Source organism: Micromonospora sp. HNM0581 (assembly GCF_012726175.1).
Classification (GTDB): Bacteria; Actinomycetota; Actinomycetes; order Mycobacteriales; family Micromonosporaceae; genus Micromonospora.
The window spans coordinates 1-17,570 of sequence record NZ_JAASAD010000026.1 but is presented as its reverse complement, the minus strand read 5'-3'; the positions used below and the strand labels follow the sequence as shown (position 1 = coordinate 17,570).

Here is a 17,570-nt window from a genome sequence, read left to right as displayed (position 1 = left end):
CGGTCGAGAGCACGGACAAGGAAGGTCATCGCGAATATGCCTGCCAACTCCCGAATCAAGCCGGTCGAACGCGCCACCAACCGCTCCTGGGACGAGTGGCTGAAGTTCATGGACCGCATCGACGCCAAAAACCTCGACCACCACGGCATCGCGCTCAAGGTGCACGAGGAGCTCTGCGGCACCGGCATCGAGCCGCTAGGCTGGTGGACCCAGGCGGTGACGGTCGCCTACGAGCAGTACTCGGGCAAGCGCATCCCGGGCCAGCGCCCGGACGGCACCTTCCAGACCAGCGTCAGCAAGTCCACCAAGCTGGCCATGAAGGAGCTGATGGACGCCTGGGTCGCCTTCGCCGAGAAGGACAAGGCCGTGCAGGAGCTGATCGTCGCCGACAATCTGAAGGTGAGCGGCACAGACCGGCGGATCACCTGGCGGGTGACCGCGGCCGACGGGTCGTTCATCATCATCACCAGCGAGCCCAAGCCCAACGGCACCGCCACGATCGTCGCGGGCCAGCAGGGTCTCCAAACGCACGAGCTGAACCTTGAGGCCAAGGAGAAGTGGAAAGCAATCCTGCTGCGTTTCCTCAAGGAAATCGGCTGACGGCCCTTCGCGGCTCGTACGGCAGCCGCCATTGGCGGTCTGACCCGGCGGGATGCGGTGGTGAGGGTGTGCAACGTGGACGCAGTCGCCTGACGATTATGTGTTTGTGAGGACTACAAGATCGAAGGCGGTTTTCCCATGATCGTCAACGCCGTCTCCGTGCGCGCCAGCTTCGCCTGCGCCAGCTGCAGCTCACGGCGCAGCCGGGCGATCTCCGCCTGCTCCGCCGACGGCCGACCGACCGTCTGGCCGGCCGGTTTGCCCTGCAACAGCCCGGCATCACGGGCCCGGCGCCACTCGGTCATCAACGACGAGTACAAGCCCTCCCGCCGCAGGAACGCCCCGCCCTCACCGGCCGCGACGGCCTGCTCGTAGCCGGCGAGGAGTTCCAGTTTCTGCCCCGGGGTGAAGTTCCGGCGGGCCCGCGGCCCGCCCGAACGCGGGCCCTTCTTGCGACTCATGACCCCATCCTGGGCCACGACCATGTCAACAGCAGTAGTCAACGCTTCTCGATCCTGAACTCGCCCTGTCCGGCGGACTTGCTATGAACCGCTGGCCTCAACTCACCCTGACAGACAGGGCCCTCGCCCAACGCCACCAGGCGACAGCACAGAAACAGGCTCCCGGTCGCCTCACCGAGGACGACATCCGACACCTCGTCGGCAGCCTCGACGACGTCCGCACCACCCTGCGCAACGCCCACAGCGAGGACAAGAGCACCATCTACCGCGAGCTACGGCTCGCCCTCACCTACAACCCCGGTGAAAACAAAATCAGCGTCGAGGCTAAGCCCGACGCTGATTACTGTGGGGTAACTGTACGTGTCCGAGGGGGGATCTGAACCCCATCGCGCGGCATTCGCGCCGGAAATCGGCGTGACGCATGGACAGTAACCTAGCAGAACGGCATTACCCGGCGGGCCGAGGAAGATCGGGAACTCGTTGTAGTTCTACGCGCCAGTGCCTTTCCGCTGAGGGTCGACCGGTTGCTGTTCGCTGCGGTCGTGCTCCCGAGGGCCGGCAACCAGCTGCAGCATCGGGTACCCCGATCACACCGTCACTGCCGGCCTGACCTGGACAGGACGCCAGATCCCCCGCACTGTCAGGCACGAACAGGACAGTTGTGCGCGGGAAGGTCAAGCGGCTTCGTCTCCGTGGTCAAGCGATTGACCCACTGCAGCGAGGTCGATGTCGGTCAGTCCCATGGCGCGAATCGGCGTGGTGCAGCAACGCCGGTTGTGGGTGGTGTGGCGACCCGTCGCCGGGTCGGCGTCGGTCTCGTGGTCGAGCCACACGATCGGGCGTCCTGCCGTCCATCACGCCAGCGGTGCGCCTGCCAGTGCACGCCGTGTGGTGATTCCTCGTCACCGTCGGACCAGGCGGCTACAGGCGGATCCGCGCGGTCCGCGCAGGGCGACGCGGATCCACCATTTCGTCGATACACGGCGATGACGGCGCCGCGCGGGACCTTGTCCTGCGTCGTCCATCAATGTTGATCTTCACCTGCGGCTGGTGATCCTGGAGCGCTGACCGCCATTCACCGGCCGTTCACGGCGGCGCCAGGTGTGCGTTGTCCGGTCAGGCAAAGGTGAGCGCCTGCACACGTTGGAACCAGTGGCTTCTACGTCCGGGAACGGGGCCGGCAAACAATGGCATCAGAGTCAGTCGGGGAGATCACGCTGTCCGTGGTCGTCCCGATGTACAACGAAGAGGCCGTGATCGCCGGCCTCGTCGCCCGGCTCCGGCCGGTGCTCGACGGCCTGCACGCCGACTACGAGGTGGTGGCTGTAGACGACGGCAGCCGGGACGCCACCGTCGCGCTGCTCACCGGGCAGGCCCGGGACTGGCCGCAGTTGCGGATCGTGCGACTGCGCCGCAACAGCGGTCACCAGGCGGCGCTGACCGCCGGCCTGCATCGGGCTCGTGGGCGGTGGGTGGTCAGCCTCGACGCCGACCTGCAGGACCCGCCGGAGACGATCGTCGAGATGTTGCGGCACGCGCGGGCCGGCGCCGACGTGGTGTACGGGGTACGCGGCGACCGCAGTACCGACACGTTCTTCAAGCGGCACACCGCACGGGCGTATTACCGGTTGATGCGGCGGATCGTCGGTGCCGAGGTGCCGGCGCAGGCAGGTGATTTCCGGATGGTCAGCCGCGAGGTGGTCCAGACGCTGCGTCAGCTACCCGAACGTGCGCCGGTCTACCGGCTGCTGGTGCCGGCGCTCGGCTTCTCCAGCGCCGAGGTCCGCTACGTACGCGAGGCCCGGTATGCCGGAGAGACGAAGTATCCGCTGCCGAAGATGGTCGCATTGGCGTGGGACAGCGTCGCGAACTTCTCCGCCGCGCCGTTGCGGCTGGCCACCTGGCTGGGTGCGGGTAGCTTCGTGGCCTGTCTGGCGCTGATCGTGTTCGGTGTCGTCGGGCACCTGCGTGGGGCGACGATCCCCGGCTGGACGTCGCTGTTCGTCGCGGTGCTGCTGTTCGGCGGGGTGCAGCTGGTCTGTCTGGGCCTGCTCGGCGAGTACGTCGGGCGGATCTACGCCACCGTGCAGAACCGGCCGACGTTCCACATCGGCTCGGACACCGCCGACGAACCGTCCGCCGCGTCGGAGCCTCAGGCGGTCAACGGCCGCCCGGTCGCTGCCGCCCGTGGCTGAGGCACAGCTACCGGTCTGCCCCTCGGCACGGACTCGTACGTTGAAACCGACACCGCCCGGCTGCCCGGCTGGCGGCCGGTGGGGGCGGACTCGACGACAGCACGCGTCGGGGTGGTACCGATGATCGCGGCCCATCCCCCTGAGCCGGCTCGCCTGTGGGTCCTGCGCCGATTCGCGGTAGTGCTGCCGTGGCTGGTCGTGCTCGCCGTGCTGCCGGTCGTGTGGTGGCGTGGCGGGATACCGGCGGTCGATGTCGGCGCGTTCGTGGCGTACTGGGCGTTGGCGGTGGTGCTGCCCGGGACACTGGTGCATCGGGCGCTGCGCGGTAGCCGTGGCAATCTCCCCGAGGATCTCGGCTACGGCGCGGCCACCGGTCTGCTGCTCGAACTCGCCGCTTGGGCGCTCGCTGCCGCGACCGGCGGCCAACATTTGCTGCGCTGGTGGCCGCTGCCGGTGCTGGTGGCTTTCCTCGCGGTGCCCCGGCTGCGTCGGCACTGGCGCACCGGGGCTGGCCGCCGGTTGCCGGTGGCCTGGCACTGGGCGATCTGCGCGGTGCTGCTGCTGATCGCCTTGTGGGGGTTTGCCAACTGGCGGATGCTGCCGCTGCCGCCGGCGAACTACGCCTATTACCCGGATCTGCTCTACCACCTGGGGCTGGTGCACGAACTCACCCGGGACATGCCCTTCACGTTGCCGCACCTGGCCGGGGAGCCGCTGCGCTACCACTACCTGTCTGACGCGCACGTCGCCAGCGCCAGCATGATCACCGGCGTGCCACCGGCGACGGTGCTGCTACGGCTATGGGTGGTGCCCGTCGCCTGGGTGGCGGCGCTGGTCACCGCCGGCCTGGCCCGCGAACTGGCCGGACGCTGGTGGGTCGGGCCGCTGGCCGCCGCCGTCGGATACCTCGGTGCGTCACCCACGCTCGGCTCGCCGCTGGACATCCCGTGGACCAGTGCACTGTCGTACGCCAGCCTCTCCCAGACCTACGCGCTGCCGTTGCTGATGCTGCTCGCCGCGCTCTGCGTACACGTCTTGCAAGGACGTGCCCTCGGCGCGGCCTGGGTGCTGGTTCCGGCGCTCGGCCTGGCCTGCGCGGGCGCAAAATCCAGCGCACTGCCGCCACTGATCGCCGGCCTCGGCCTCGCCGCGCTGGCCGCCTGGATACGCCACCGCCGGGTGCCCTGGCGGGTGTTCGCCCTGCTGGCCACACTGGTCGCGGCGATGGTCGTCGGCTACCGGCTGTTCGCCGGCGGCGGTGCCGGCACACTACACGCCCAGGCACTCGGCCTCATCCGTCACCTGCTGCCCTACCAGCAGACATACGGCGCGCTCGAAGGCGCCCAGTTCGGCGGCCTGCTGCCGCCAGGGCTGGCCGAAGCCGGGGGGAACGCCGCGTGGCTGCTGGCCGCGGCCCTGTTCGGCTCATGGCTGCTGCGGCAGACGCCCCGACTGGCCGGCGGGCTGCTGCTCACCACACCCACCCGACGCGACCCGGTCGCCTGGCTGTTGTCCGGCGCCGTCGCCGCCGGACTCACCCTCGCCTGGCTGACCTACCACCCCTCCGCCAGCCAGGTCTACTTCTGGCTACCCGTCATCGGATTCGGCGCCCTGGCCGCCGGCTGGTTCCTGGCCCGAACCCAGGTGCGGTGGCCGGTGCTCGCCGCAGCCGGCGTCCTCGGCGTGCTCACCCAACTCCTCGCCCCGCCACTCACGTCGCCCCCGATACTGAACCAGGCGCAGCGCGCCGTCGAGTCCATCCGCATCACCACCGCCCACAGCTGGCTCACCACGCTCGGCTGGTCCGCCGCCCGGTACGCCGCCCTGATCGGGATCGCCGCCCTGCTCGCCGTGGCGGTGCAGGCGCTGCTCCTCCGGTCACCCCGTGCGTCCGCCGCCGGGCGCCGCGCCGCCCTGCTCCGGCGACTGGGCCGACCAGCGCTGGTGACACTACTCAGCCGGTCGGCGCTCGCCGGCGTGGTCGCCGCGCTGGCCGGCGCGAGCCTCGCCACCGGAGTAGACATCTCCGTCCGGCAGGTGATGGTCCGCGAAGACCCCCTCGGCGCGATCAACCCACAGCTCGTGGTCACCGAAGCCGAGATGCACGCCGCACTCTGGCTCAACCAGCACACCGACCCCGACGACGTCGTCGCCACCAACGTGCACTGCCGCCCGGTACGCACCACGCCACACTGCGACGCGCGCGCCTACTGGGTGACCGGACTGGGCGGCCGCCGGACGGTCGTCGAAAGCTGGGGCTACGCCGACGCCACCCTCGCCGCCCACGGCCGCGGCGGTCTCCGCTACCCGCAACAGCCCGCACCCGACCCGACGCTGTTCGCCCTCAACGAGCGGATCTTCACCGCCCCCAACCCCGCCGACCTGGCCCGGCTGCGCGACGCCTACGGGGTGCGTTGGCTGCTCGCCGACCCCAACGCCGGGCCGGTCTCACCAGATCTGGCCAGACTGGCCGCGGTCCGCTACACCGCCGGCCCGGTCACCATTCACGAACTACGGTGACTCTGAGGTCCCTGTGGTCTGGCGATATGGATCAGGCCTTCGCGGAGCTCCTGGTCGGACCGTCTCCTAATGGACGGAATAATGCAAACCAGGCTGTGGGCGCAGACTTGAGCCCGGGATTGGCGTGACTACTCGAAGCCGACTATCCGGTCTGCGCTACCTCGTCCCGGCTCTGACTTCCCTGGCCTTCACGGCCGGACGGACGGCTCGCCGTCGGCCGGGCCCTTTCGTCGTCAGGCCCGGGCCGGGCGGCGTCGGCGCCCGGCCCGTCCGTGCCGGTTAGCCAGCCAGACGCAGCTCGACGAGGATGGCCTGAGGCATGTCGTCGCCAGATCCGGGCCTGATCGGGACGGACTGGTTCGCGCCGATGTTGAAGGTCTCCACGCCGTCGGGCAACTCCGCCTTTGCCGTGAGCGGTTGGTTGCCGCCACGCACGCCGAACGTCCCCGGCACCTTGAGGGTCAGGTAGCCATCAGTTCCCTTGGTTTTGAAGCAGTACCAGATCCCGTACGGCGGCGCGTCGAGCAGCTGCTCCACCTGGACGTCGCCGACTGCGCACTGCGGCCCGGTATCGAATGTGCGCGATGTGTCGAACCAGATGCGACCGTCGCCCTTGAAGACCTCCAGACCATGCTCCTCAAGGATGCGCGCGGCACCGGGGTGGGTGAAATCCTCCTCCAGCGACGGCTGGGTGTCCGCCGCGGTCGAGCCACCGGTAGTCACGAACATCACGCCGGCGGTCAGCACTACCGCTGCTCCGAGCCCTGCCCACACCTTCACGTTGTTCTCCATGTCGATCGAAGTGCTGGTCGGCCGTCCGGCCGGGACGCCGACGAAACAGTCAGAGACCCAAGTTCAGCTTGAAAGGGATGCCGTTGAGAGGACCACCGGGAGGCGGCTGGTTGCGCTCATGACGCTGCCGATCGAAGTCTTTGGACGACGGGATTCCCCTGGAGACCAGGTACTTCGTTGATCAAAGCTTGATAGACGGATTCCCGGAACGCCGCAAGCTCAGGAGTCAGCTCGTTTCTTGACACTTGGGCGGTTCCTGGTTTCACTGATGACGTGATTGATAGAAGGGAGCCTGGTCCGTGGAGCCGGATAACCTCGTGGCGTTCGGTGAATCCGAACGCTGCGTCCTCTCCGGAGGAGAGCCTCCGCTCGGCGCTCTGAAAGGAAAGCGCGAGATCCACCAACGTCACGTGGCCCGCCTTGGAGATGACCGTCATGTCGTCGATGACGAACTCCACCTGGGCTCCGAAGTGCTTGTAGCGGAGATCCGTTTCTGTTACGGAGGCGGGGTCGGAACCATCCGGCAGCCGCCACGTGTCCCGCCAGGGAGACCCGGTCTCGGGGACGGAAAATGTCAGTCGAATCATGTTCGTCCTTTCCGATGGGTCGGCGTCTAGCACGGGTAGGCCGTCACAAGCTTGTCTTCATTGACCACCACACACACCTTGGTCAACTCCGTACGGCCGTTGGCCTTCCCGCTTTCTCCAACCTTTTGACCAAAGTCCCACTCGAAGATCTTTCCTGGGCGAGGCTCGTTGGTTATCGGGTCGTTGGTGTTGTTCCTCGGAGTGCCGCGGTTGATTGTGTCCACCACGCGCTGCCGGACCAATTTTTCCTTGCCGACGAAGAGACCGGCCTCGTCGTCGACCAGTTTGCCACCATGCCGGTGGCGGTCAAGCACGTGTTGCCAGTCTCCCTGGGCGACAACGCGGTTTCCGCAGATGCCGGAGTTGTGCACCAGGACGGAGGTGTCCCCGACGACAACGTAGAACGTCTGGAAGTCAGCGACGCTGAGGTTGTAGACCTCCGCGCTGGCGGTGCGTGCGGCGATCGCCGCCACCTTCACCCGGATCCCACTTGAGGTATGAACCCATTGCCCCGGAGTCAACGAGCCGGCGTCGACCCAGGCGTTCGAGTCCGGAGCCCAGAAGGGATGGTTGGTGGTTGCGGTGAGCATGCCGTCCCCGTCCCCGGCCCCGTCGAGGTCGAAGGTCAGGTCGACAAGCCGCTTCTCGCCGATGCCGTAGATGGTCCCGTTCACCGGTTTCGCTGCCGTACGGCCCGATCGTGGATCGGTGGCGAGCACGAGGTCGTCCTTCTTGACGTCCTCAATGCGCTTGGTCTTTCCGTTCGCCAGAAGCACCCGCGTGCCGGGGGCGAAGCTGTTGCACTTGGAAAGTGCCTCGATGACCTTGTTGATGTCCCGGAGTTTGTCGGCGGCACGTCCACCCTTGACGCTGGTAGCGCCGTAGCCGAGGACCGGCACCATGGCGCCTAGCCCGAGCAGACCACCGACCCAGTCGCCGCGAGCGAACGAGACGGCCGCATCGACTCCGTCGCACACCTCGCCGGCCCCCGGCGCGAGACCGCACGCCATCAGCACGAACTGGAGCATGTCCAGGACCATCTCGGGGTTTTCGTCGACGAACGTGTTCAGGTCGCCGAGCATCAGACAGTCGGCACGGTCCATGTTGGCCGGCACATCACACATGACCGGGTTCTTGACGGCCAACGCGAAGTCGCCGTAGACCTTCAGGCAGTCCTTGGCGAGCGAAGGCTTAGGGACCAGACAACCCCAGGTCTTGTGCTCATCGGCGGCGGTACCGACACCGTCGCTACCGCTACCGGGCTCCACGCTGCGGCGCTGCTGTTCGTACTCCTTAAGCCTGGTGGTGTAGATCCGAGCGGCCTCCTTGGCCGCCAGGTCGGCGGCGAGGGCGTCCTGACCGGCGGCCTGGGCAGCCTGGCGGGCATCCCAACTGGCCTGGTAGGCGGCCTCGGAGTCGGCGCGGGCACGACGCGCGGCCGCTGAGGCGGTGGTGGCGGACTGCGCTGCGGCGTCGGCGCTGGCCTGGGCGGAGTTCGCCGCGTTGCGGGCGATGGCGGCGGACTGGGCGGCCTGGTCGGCTGATGCCTTGGCCGCGAGAGCGGACTGCGCTGCCTGGTTGGCGTAGGTCTGCGCATTGTTCGCGTTGTTGATGGCGTCCTGGGCGTACCGGGCGGCGTCGGCGGCCTGGCCGGCGGCCACGGCTGCTACCCGTTTCGCCTCGGCCGCCTCGGCAAGTGCACTCTGCGCGTATTGCTGCGCCTCCTGGATGAGCGCCTGTACTGCCGCCACGTGCGCGGCCTGCTCCATGTCCCGCTTCGCCGCCTCGTAGCGGCCGGCGGTAAGGAAGTACGACACGTAGCTGGCCGGCCCCGCGAGGGCGACGTCTCCGGCGGCGTCGACCTCCGGCCCACCCGCATCCATGACCGCGTAGATCTCACGCCGCTCGTCCGCCGTCCGCGCCGGGTACTGGCCACTCCGCAAAAAGTTGTGCGCGTCCATCGGGGTGCCGGCCAGGGCCGCCTCCGCCGCCGCTCTCAACGCCGGACCGGCCGTCTCAAGAATCTTGTAGATCGCCTGCCGATCCTTGGCGTACTTACCGACGTGGGAGCGCGTGCGAAGGAACTGCTGCACCGCCGCGTCGTCCCCGGCCAGCGCGGTGCGCGCCGCGGACTTCTCGTTGCCATCGGGCAGTGTGTCGATCAGGTGCCACACGCGGGCCCGGTCATCCTGCCCGACCGAAAACTGTCGCCCGCTGGTCAGCCAGGACCGTAGCTCGACCTCACCGCCGGACAGAGCCTCCTCCGCCGCAGCCCGTGTCCAGTCGCCACCAGTTGTGATGAGCGCCAAGGCTGCCCGACGGCCTCCGTCGAGGACCACCTCGGTCGGTACGCCAGGCGCGGTGGCTTCGTTGAGCAGCAGCCGGGTCGCTGGATCAACCCGGTCCTCCTCTGCGGTGTCCCACAGCAGCTTGCGATTCCACGTCGCTATCGCGCCCGCGTCCGCCTGCTGCGCCTGCTCGTCGGCGAGCGCGTCCTGCGCAGCCTGCACACCCTGCGCCTTCGCCTCGTCCCGTCGGCCCTGATCCTCCTGCCGCGCTAGCGCCTCCAACTCCACCGCCTGGTTCGCCGCCTCGACCGCGATGTTCGCCGCCGTCGCCGCGGCCGCCGCATGCTTCGCCGACTCCTCCGCCGCCTTGCCCGCCTCACCCGCTGCCGCAGCAGCCGCTTCCGCCGCAGTCGCCGCCGCCTCCGCATGCTGAGCCGCCTGGGCCGCGTACGCAAAGGCCTTGTCCGACTCCCGCGCCGCGCGCTCGGCCAACGCGTACGCACGATCTGCCGCCCGAGCCGCCGCCGCAGCCTCGCGCTCCGCCCGAGCAGCCGCATCCCGTGCCCGTTGCGCCTCCTTCTCTGACACCCCGGCGTGTCCGGCGGCCTCGTCTGCCGCTCGAGCCGCTGCATTGGCGTCCGCACTGGCGTTCTTCGCCGCCGTCGCCGCTGCTTTCGCCTGCGCCAACGCCCGATCCCGCTGCGCCTTAACCTGATCCAGTTCCCGGGCCTTTGCTGCTGCGTCCCGCGCCTGCTGGGCGGCCAGCCGGGCCGCAGCCGCCTTACCCGCATCTGTACGCGCGTCCGCCGCCGCCCGCTGCGCCCGCGAGGCCGCCTGCGCCGTCAATGACGCCGCCGTCGTTGCCTTCCGCGCCGCATCAGCCGCCACCCGCGCCGCACGCATCGACGCATTCGACGCCGCCACCGCGTCTCGTGCCGCGTGCGCCGCATCCCCAGCCGCGTCCGCCGCCCGTGCCGCCGCGGCCGATGCGTTCCTCGCCGCACCGCCAGCCGCCGCCGTCTCTGCCGCCGCAGTCTCCGCTGCCTTCTTCGCCTCGTCCGCAGCGTTCGCCGCTCGAATCGACGCCTCGGTCGCCGCCAAGGACTCTCGGGCCGTAGTCTCGCTCGCCTGCTTCGCCTGCTCCGTCAGACTGCGGATAGACGCCAGTTCCTGGTCCCGGGCCCGCGCCACGAACTGGCCCGAATCGAGAAACTCTCGCAGCTGCTCCGCCGAGCCCACCAAAGCCTCTTGCGCTGCTGCATCCAACACCGGACCACTGTTGTTCGATCCACCGGTCAACATCCTCGTGACGGCCAGCCGGTCGTCGGCCACCTGCGCCGCGTGTCGGCCCTCAGCCAGGAAATCCCTCAACTGCTCCGGCGTGCCGGCGAGAGCCTGCTCCGCGGCTCGGCGCATCGTCGGACCACCCGACTCCACGAGCCGGTACGCTCGAACCCGTTCGTCCGACGCCCAGGCAACCTCCCAGCCACCGCTAACGAACACGCGGACTTCCTGAGGGTTGCCGGCCAATGCCTGAAGGGCTGCAGCGCGCATCGCCGGCCCGTCCATGCCGGCCAAAACCTGGGCCGCCGCCCGGTCGTCGACCTGCTGCGCCTGCTCCCTTAACTCGTCACGGAATAGCCGCAGATCCTCCTCGCTGCCCAAGAGCGCGGCTTCGGCGGCACGACGGACAGAGGGGCCGCCGGAGAAGAGGTAGGCGGTTGTCCACTCCCGACTCGGAGGTGGGGGTACCTCGGCCGTAGCTGGTAGGCCGGGGTGCAAAAGCGTCCCGACGAGGACCAGCACAAGGAGCGCGGCGAGCCGCCCTCCTCCCACGCGATCGACTCGTCGACGCCGTAGAAGGGCAGCATGTACAGACCGTTCGGACACCACGGACCCCCATGAGCTAGTTGCTATGCAAGCGGACTGAATAGATGACCAGATCCTCGGCATCGACCTGCCGATGCTCTGCAACGGGATGCCATCGTCGATACCAGCGGCCACCGCGCCGCCGATCTCGATCACGTGTGCCGAGCACTACCGCCACCGTGGTGGCGATCAGACGGCTCTTCATTCATGGAACGGATCCATCAGCCTGTTCGATCAAGAACGGGTTGGCGGCGGCGCGGCGGGCAGAGTCCGTAGAACGCCAGTGCCTATCAGTCCCGTGGTCCGAACCTGACCGGGTCGATCCAGTCGGGACGGCTTCGATAGCCCTCGGCGTGAAGCAGCAGCGCTCCTGTTGCATCCTTGCTGAGCAGACTATGTCCGTCGTCGCCGCCGGGGCGGATGGCGGTCAATTCGCTGTGGTTGGCCCATGTCGTGCCGGCGCCGGTGTCGACTCCTGCGTCGAACGTGGTGCCGGCGGCGTTACCCGCATACAGCATCAACCTGCCGGTCGACGTCTGCACGGTCAGCAGATCGTCATACTCGTCGCCGTTGAACCGCCCCAAAGTCAACTGCTGGCAGCAACCCCAACCCGTACCGATCTGCACGGACGCGTCGAACCGGCCACCAGCCGCGTTACCAGACCACAACAACAGCCGCTGAGTCGAACTCTCCACCGCGATCAGATCGTCATACCCATCCCGATTCACCCTGCCGACCGCAAGATCACGCACACCGGTCCACCCGGAACCGATCTCCACCCGCGCACCGAACCCACCACCCGCAGCCCTACCAGGGAACAACCACAACTTCCCAGTAGCCGACTCCACCGCCACCAGATCGTCGAAGCCATCCCGATCGATCCGACCCACCACCAGATCCCGATAACCACCCCACCCAGACCCAACCTGAATCCGCGGGCCCCACGCTCGCCCGCTCCCGGAACCCGGATACAGCCAGAGCCGTCCGGCGGCATCCGTAGCGATCAGGTCCTTGACGCCGTCGCGGGTGAATTCACCCACCACCGGTTCCCGAAGGCTATGCGGCTGAAGACCGACACTGCTGCGGATCCAGTCGCCGAGATCGTCCGCTCGTGCTTCGACCGCACCATCCCTGGACTCGGTCTCACCAAGGCAGCCCTTCTGCCACGAGGCATCGTTGATCCCCACCAACTCGACCCGGCCCTGCGCCTCGCGGAATGCCGGACCGCCCGCGTCTCCCTTGCACAACGAGACGCCGGACGAGGTACCGGTGACCGTGAACGACGTGCCCGTCACCGCGCCCACCGTGACGGTGGCCGTGTGCATGCGGTCCGGCACCCACTCCGTGGCGGTACGGCCGAACCCTGCCACCCGCAGCACCTCACCCGCTACCGGCGCAGCACCGACCGTGACGGGTGTGATGTCCTTGACGGGCCCGGACAACTCTCCCAACGCGAGGTTACGGTCGGGGTGCGGCACCACCGACACGACGGCGAGTCGATGGCCTGTGGCTTGCGTGAGATTCGCCCGTCCGAGCACCACCGTCGCCGGTCCGGCCGGCACCCCCGCGACAACGCCTACTCCCCCGTCGCTGAAGCACGCCTTCGCCGTGACGATCCACCGAGCATCGACCAACACCACGGAGCAGCTACGCGCGTCGCCGAACAACACCTTCCCGACGAACGGATAACGAGAATCCGTCACCGCCTCCGCCCCCGCAACCGCGGATGCAGACCGCCCACCCGACAAACCCACCGCACCAACAGCCATCACCACGGCGCCAACCAAGGCACTCACGCGTCTGCGCACCAACATCCCCCGTTACTCAACAGAGCGGCCCCGCGACTCAGTGATCATGCGGAGCATGAAAGCTATCGATGCCGGGAAGAGGCGATATAGACGTCAGATGGATGCCAGATGAACCTCCGCCACCCCTGGGGCTACTGAACCGCACTGAGCGTGACGGCCCACATCAGGCACCCAATCTGCGGCTACTTCTGGGCTGCTGGCCAGCTGATCGTGCCGGAACCGCACCGGGCCTGGCGGCCATGACTGCAGGATCGGGAACTCCCTCGCAGCGGAAACATAGCGGGCGTCGGAGTCCGATCTGAGGACCCGGGTTGGGGCCAACTGGACGAACGTCAACGCGCCAGGCGGCGGCCGTGTGCGAGGCTGAGCCCGGCCAGCAACGGGTTGGCTTCGTCGTTCATCTGCCAGGCGACGCCGGCGAACGGCAGGAGCGTTCCGTCCACGTCGAGGAACAGCAGCGGACGCACGCCGATCCCGTGTTCGGTCAGGCGGCGGACGCCCCCTGTGAGCCCGGCGTGCACGACCTCGGTCATACGATCCAGCCGGGTGTAGCCGAGATCGTCGTCGAGGCCGCTCAGACTCCAGGTCACCGACGGAGTCGGTTCGGTGATCGCCGGGAAGCGATCAATGCTGGGTCGGAAGTCGAACGTTGCGTAGAAGCGGTCCCAGACCGCCGCCTCGTCGCCGCTCAACTCGCGGTACGCCTTCGTCGCCATACGTTGCTCAACCTCGAATCAAGCGTGGTAGTAGGCGGCGTGCGAGGCCGCCAGTTTCTCCAGCGAGAAATCGGCGAAGTCCCCTGCATCCTGACTACGGCGGATGTGATCCAGCGCCTGCGCGGCGTCTGCGGAACCCTCCGTGAGCAGGTATGCCTTCGTCTCGGCCAGCCCGCCACCGCACAGCAGTTGGACGTCGATCGAGCATGACGCGTCCCAGCTTGACGACTTCGCCCGCCAGATCGTCAGGACGTCACTCATCACGCCGGCGTGGAACAGCTGGACGCAGCAGAGCTTCATCACCTCGGTGTTGCCGTAGCCCTGGCTCTGCCGCTCAAGCTCGATCTGGGCCGTGAGCAGGTCGCGGATCTGATCGAGGTGTTCCGTGACTGGATGCAGGCCGTAGCGGTGCAGGATCTCATCCTCGTTCAGGTCACCACGTCCCCTTCATCTGCCTGGCCGGAACTCGTGGACCACCTCGATCAGCCCAACGATGTGCCGGTTGAACTCGTCGAGTTCCCCGGCCGGCACCCACAGCTCGAGGATGTCGCGGCCGCCGGCCTGCCGTACCGGGTAGCGGGAGGCGAACTCGCGGTCGACCTCGAACCGGGTGACGTAGCCGACGCCGGAGGCGGGTACGTTCCAGTCCCGGGCGATCATGATCGCGTACTGCTCGTTGAGGACCGGGTAGAAGATCGGCTGATCAGGCAGGCGCGGCGGCCACGCCTTCCAGCCGGAGGCGCGCACGAGTTCCAACTCCTCGGGGCCGGTCGGCCGCCACAGAATCGTCGTCTCGGCCATCGCGGCGCTCCTTTCTGGCGGGCGAACAGTACCGGCTGGCCCACGTCGTGGACCAGCCGGTTTCCGCCTTTCACTGTCGTACCGGTCAGTCGAAGCCGAACGCCTGGGCGGCCTCAGCGCTGCCGCCGGCCAGCCACTGCCGGCGGCGCGGGTCGGTGTCGGAGATCCGCCGGACGATCTCGTCGACCACGATCTCAGGGTCGCCTGCCGGCAGTTCGATCACCGCGACGAACTGCAGCCACAGATCTTCCACACCGGCGGGCCGTTGGGGATAGAAGTACGACACATGCACCCGGCCACGGTCGGTTGGCCGTGCCGCCACCCATCCGGGATGGCAGTCCCACCGGCCGAGCAGGTCCGGTTGTTCGCATAGCCGATCGCGCAGCAGCCGGGCGACGGTCCGGTCAGGCCACTCCCAGGAGTGATCGTTCTCAGCGCGGGCAATCTCGGCGTCGTACTGGGCAGCGTCGAAGCGAAGGGTCGGCAGGTCAAGGCCGGACCGGTCGGGGTTACGCCAATCCCGCCAGATCACCTCGTCGCCGCGACGCTCGATCGTGACATACAGGGCGCCGCAGCACCCTTCGGTGCAGTCCGCCTCGGCCAGACGCACCTGGTGCGGCTCCACGTCGGCGTGCAGCCGGTGATTGGGACCGAGCAGGTACTCGGGCTGCTCAGCCGGTCCAGCCATGAACGCCTCGGCAACGACCGGGCAGCCATCGACGATGACGCTTATCTCGACAGTGCCACTATGCTCCGGACCGAGATCGGCGCGGTATTGGTGGTGCGGTGAAACCCGCTGCTGCCGGACACTCGCACGCATGGTCACGTCAGTAGACAGCGTCGACGGCCTGACTGGCGTAATGCGTGCAGGTGCCCGGGTGAAGTTTCTGTTCTTCTGGGGTCACCAGCCGCAGCGCGACGGCAGCATCGGGCCCGGATGCCTGAGCCAGTGGTGGCCGGCACCGTTCACCATCGACGGGCAGCGCTTCGCCACGGCCGCCAAGGATCTGAACCCGGCGCACCCGCATGCAGCGAAAACGCTGGGCCGGCAGGTCGCCGGCTTCGACCAGCAAGTGTGGGAGGAGCACCGCTACGACATCGTGGTAGCCGGCAGCGTGGCGAAGTTCGGCCAGCATCCTGCGCTGCGCACCTACCTGCTCGGTACCGGTGAGCGGGTGCTCGTGGAGGCCAGCCCGCTGGACCGAGTCTGGGGCATCGGTCTGGCCGTCGACCACCCGCACGCCACCGACCCCGCACGCTGGCACGGGCTGAGCCTCGATCCACCGATGAAGGCCGGGTCGGCGGGAGCCCGAAGATAGAAGGTGCCCTTTGAGCTGGAAGGATAGGAGTTGCGACGCTTCTATCGTTCGGCTCGAAAGGGCACCTCGCAGGTGAGATTACGCCATGACGCGCCGGTGGTGCGCGCGACGTTTGACGACCCGAATCTGGTGTCGTGTGCCGGCTTGGTGCCGGTGATGCGCCTGGCCGAGCAGGCCGGTCTGCACGACGCGGTCACCGACCGGGTGCGGCTGCCCTCGGACAAGGGCGCGAACCCTGCCGGGAAGGTCGCCACGATCGTGGCGGGGATGCTCGCGGGCGCGGACAGTATCGACGACCTCGACGTGGCCCGCCACGGCGGCATGCGGTCGCTGTTCACCAGCGTGTACGCGCCGTCGACACTCGGCTCGTTCCTGCGCACCTTCACCCACGGACACGTGCGCCAGTTGCAGGCCGCCGCCCGCGACGCCCTGATCGGCCTGGCTCGGCGGACACCACTGCTGGCCGGCGCCGACACGCTGTGCTTTGTGGACATCGATTCGATGTTGCGTCGGGTGTACGGCAAGCAGAAGCAGGGCATTGGGTTCGGCCACGCCAAGGTCGGCGGCTACAACGTCTGGCTGCGCGGCTACAACCCCCTGGTTGCCACGTTGTCCACGCCGTTGTCGGCGCCGGTGATCGCCGCCACGAGGTTGCGCGCCGGCAACGCCGGCTCCGCTCGCGGCGCCGCGGGCATGATCACTGAAGCGATCACCACTGCCCGCACGTGCGGTGCGACGGGCGAGATCGTGGTGCGCGCGGACTCGGCGTTCTACGCCAAGACCGTCATTGCCGCGTGCCGCCGCCGCGGCGTGCGGTTCTCGCTCACCTGCCGCATCGACGCGAAGATCCGCACCGCGTGCGAGGGCATCGGCGACGAGCAGTGGGTCGACATCAAGTACCCGCAGGCCGTGTGGGACGACGACGCCGGGCGGTGGATCTCCGACGCCCAGATCGCCGAAACCACCTACACCGCGTTCGCCGGCACCCGCCACGCGATCACCGCCCGGCTGATCGTGCGCCGCATCCGCCGCGACGACCCCGCCCAGGCCCCCGGCCAGGAAGAACTCATGCCGGCCTACCGCTACCACGCGGTGTTCACCGACAGCCCCTACACCCTGGTGCAGGCCGAGGCCCAGCACCGCGGCCACGCGATCATCGAGCAGATCAACGCCGACCTGATCGCCGGACCCCTGGCGCACCTGCCCTCCGGACGGTTCGCCGCCAACGACGCCTGGCTCGCGTGCGCCGGCATCGCGCACAACCTCACCCGCACCGCCGGACACCTGGCCGCCGGGGCCTGGGCGACCGCCCGGCCCGCCACCATCCGCACCCGAATCATCAACGTCGCCGCCCGCCTCGCGCACCGGGCCCGCACCATCCGCCTGTACCTACCCGAGCACTGGCCCTGGCAAGCGGCGTTCGACAACCTCTACACCGCCGAGCGGCCGGCACCCGGCTGACCACGGCCCACCAACCGAAACCAGGCGGCCCGTGTCAATCCCCTGGAATCGTGGAGGGTTCGGTTATGCGGCCTGGTCCTCCAGGACACGGATAGCCGATCGCTCGTAGTCGATCGGTGAGCGTCCGCCGCAGACGGAATGGCGGCGACGACG

At 68.3% G+C, this 17,570-nt stretch carries 14 protein-coding genes and 1 pseudogene; 6 read left to right on the top strand and 9 right to left on the bottom strand.

The window, feature by feature from the left end:
* Positions 1 to 36: 36 nt before the first annotated feature.
* Positions 37 to 600 (top strand): hypothetical protein, encoded by a 564-nt coding sequence (locus HCA58_RS21755; RefSeq protein WP_169599765.1) that lies wholly within the window; start codon positions 37 to 39, stop codon positions 598 to 600.
* Between the two features lie 131 nt (positions 601 to 731).
* Here HCA58_RS21755 and HCA58_RS21750 read toward each other — a convergent pair.
* Positions 732 to 1,061: pseudogene (locus tag HCA58_RS21750) on the bottom strand (IS3 family transposase); the annotation flags it as partial.
* An 83-nt stretch (positions 1,062 to 1,144) separates the two neighbouring features.
* On the opposite strand from HCA58_RS21750, the gene HCA58_RS21745 reads away from it, so the two are divergent.
* The 3 genes from HCA58_RS21745 (at position 1,145) to HCA58_RS23245 (ending at position 5,776) form a co-directional block, all read left to right on the top strand.
* A complete protein-coding gene (locus tag HCA58_RS21745) occupies positions 1,145 to 1,441 on the top strand; it encodes a hypothetical protein (RefSeq protein WP_240956563.1) in 297 nt (98 codons plus the stop codon).
* Positions 1,442 to 2,296: 855 nt separating this feature from the next.
* Positions 2,297 to 3,256, top strand: coding sequence for a glycosyltransferase family 2 protein (locus HCA58_RS21740; protein WP_240956562.1), 960 nt, complete (start codon positions 2,297 to 2,299; stop codon positions 3,254 to 3,256).
* A gap of 120 nt (positions 3,257 to 3,376) precedes the next feature.
* The gene (locus HCA58_RS23245; protein ID WP_205809377.1) at positions 3,377 to 5,776 is read left to right on the top strand and encodes a hypothetical protein; all 2,400 of its coding nucleotides are present in this window, start codon (positions 3,377 to 3,379) and stop codon (positions 5,774 to 5,776) included.
* Between the two features lie 279 nt (positions 5,777 to 6,055).
* Here the strand turns inward: HCA58_RS23245 and HCA58_RS21730 are convergent, their stop codons facing one another.
* The 8 genes from HCA58_RS21730 to HCA58_RS21695 all read right to left on the bottom strand — a co-directional run bounded on the left by HCA58_RS21730 (position 6,056) and on the right by HCA58_RS21695 (position 15,457).
* The gene (locus tag HCA58_RS21730; RefSeq protein ID WP_169599759.1) at positions 6,056 to 6,568 is read right to left on the bottom strand and encodes a hypothetical protein; all 513 of its coding nucleotides are present in this window, start codon (positions 6,566 to 6,568) and stop codon (positions 6,056 to 6,058) included.
* 116 nt (positions 6,569 to 6,684) lie between these two features.
* A complete protein-coding gene (locus HCA58_RS21725; RefSeq protein WP_169599757.1) occupies positions 6,685 to 7,155 on the bottom strand; it encodes a hypothetical protein in 471 nt (156 codons plus the stop codon).
* A 26-nt stretch (positions 7,156 to 7,181) separates the two neighbouring features.
* A complete protein-coding gene (locus tag HCA58_RS21720) occupies positions 7,182 to 11,279 on the bottom strand; it encodes a polymorphic toxin-type HINT domain-containing protein (RefSeq protein WP_346776077.1) in 4,098 nt (1,365 codons plus the stop codon).
* Positions 11,280 to 11,602: 323 nt separating this feature from the next.
* Complete coding sequence (locus HCA58_RS21715) at positions 11,603 to 13,081, bottom strand: trypsin-like serine protease (RefSeq protein ID WP_240956564.1); 1,479 nt, start codon at positions 13,079 to 13,081, stop codon at positions 11,603 to 11,605.
* Positions 13,082 to 13,452: 371 nt separating this feature from the next.
* Positions 13,453 to 13,812 carry a DUF2716 domain-containing protein gene (locus HCA58_RS23730; RefSeq protein WP_240956561.1) on the bottom strand — a complete coding sequence of 120 codons (360 nt, stop codon included), beginning with the start codon at positions 13,810 to 13,812 and terminating at the stop codon, positions 13,453 to 13,455.
* A gap of 42 nt (positions 13,813 to 13,854) precedes the next feature.
* Positions 13,855 to 14,097: a hypothetical protein gene (locus HCA58_RS23240; RefSeq protein ID WP_205809375.1), complete on the bottom strand. Its 243-nt coding sequence runs from the start codon at positions 14,095 to 14,097 to the stop codon at positions 13,855 to 13,857.
* 186 nt (positions 14,098 to 14,283) lie between these two features.
* Entirely contained in the window at positions 14,284 to 14,637 is a 354-nt protein-coding gene (locus HCA58_RS21700; RefSeq protein ID WP_169599753.1) for an ADP-ribosylation/crystallin J1, read from the bottom strand.
* 85 nt (positions 14,638 to 14,722) lie between these two features.
* Complete coding sequence (locus HCA58_RS21695) at positions 14,723 to 15,457, bottom strand: hypothetical protein (RefSeq protein WP_240956560.1); 735 nt, start codon at positions 15,455 to 15,457, stop codon at positions 14,723 to 14,725.
* On the opposite strand from HCA58_RS21695, the gene HCA58_RS21690 reads away from it, so the two are divergent.
* Both HCA58_RS21690 and HCA58_RS21685 read left to right on the top strand, forming a co-directional pair.
* On the top strand, positions 15,456 to 15,956 hold the full coding sequence (locus HCA58_RS21690; protein WP_169599751.1) for an NADAR family protein: 501 nt from the start codon (positions 15,456 to 15,458) through the stop codon (positions 15,954 to 15,956). The two genes, HCA58_RS21695 and HCA58_RS21690, sit on opposite strands and share 2 nt — an antisense overlap.
* A gap of 72 nt (positions 15,957 to 16,028) precedes the next feature.
* Positions 16,029 to 17,417 carry an IS1380 family transposase gene (locus tag HCA58_RS21685; protein WP_169599749.1) on the top strand — a complete coding sequence of 463 codons (1,389 nt, stop codon included), beginning with the start codon at positions 16,029 to 16,031 and terminating at the stop codon, positions 17,415 to 17,417.
* Positions 17,418 to 17,570: the final 153 nt, after the last annotated feature.

Bases quoted from the DNA above. Each gene is read 5' to 3' on its own strand.
- HCA58_RS21740 (WP_240956562.1), top strand. From the start codon at position 2,297: ATGTACAACGAAGAGGCCGTGATCGCCGGCCTCGTCGCCCGGCTCCGG.
- HCA58_RS21690 (WP_169599751.1), top strand. From the start codon at position 15,456: ATGGTCACGTCAGTAGACAGCGTCGACGGCCTGACTGGCGTAATGCGT.
- HCA58_RS21715 (WP_240956564.1), bottom strand. From the start codon at position 13,081: ATGGCTGTTGGTGCGGTGGGTTTGTCGGGTGGGCGGTCTGCATCCGCG.
- HCA58_RS21745 (WP_240956563.1), top strand. From the start codon at position 1,145: ATGAACCGCTGGCCTCAACTCACCCTGACAGACAGGGCCCTCGCCCAA.
- HCA58_RS21695 (WP_240956560.1), bottom strand. From the start codon at position 15,457: ATGCGTGCGAGTGTCCGGCAGCAGCGGGTTTCACCGCACCACCAATAC.
- HCA58_RS21700 (WP_169599753.1), bottom strand. From the start codon at position 14,637: ATGGCCGAGACGACGATTCTGTGGCGGCCGACCGGCCCCGAGGAGTTG.
- HCA58_RS21755 (WP_169599765.1), top strand. From the start codon at position 37: ATGCCTGCCAACTCCCGAATCAAGCCGGTCGAACGCGCCACCAACCGC.
- HCA58_RS21730 (WP_169599759.1), bottom strand. From the start codon at position 6,568: ATGGAGAACAACGTGAAGGTGTGGGCAGGGCTCGGAGCAGCGGTAGTG.
- HCA58_RS23245 (WP_205809377.1), top strand. From the start codon at position 3,377: ATGATCGCGGCCCATCCCCCTGAGCCGGCTCGCCTGTGGGTCCTGCGC.
- HCA58_RS23240 (WP_205809375.1), bottom strand. From the start codon at position 14,097: ATGAGTGACGTCCTGACGATCTGGCGGGCGAAGTCGTCAAGCTGGGAC.
- HCA58_RS21725 (WP_169599757.1), bottom strand. From the start codon at position 7,155: ATGATTCGACTGACATTTTCCGTCCCCGAGACCGGGTCTCCCTGGCGG.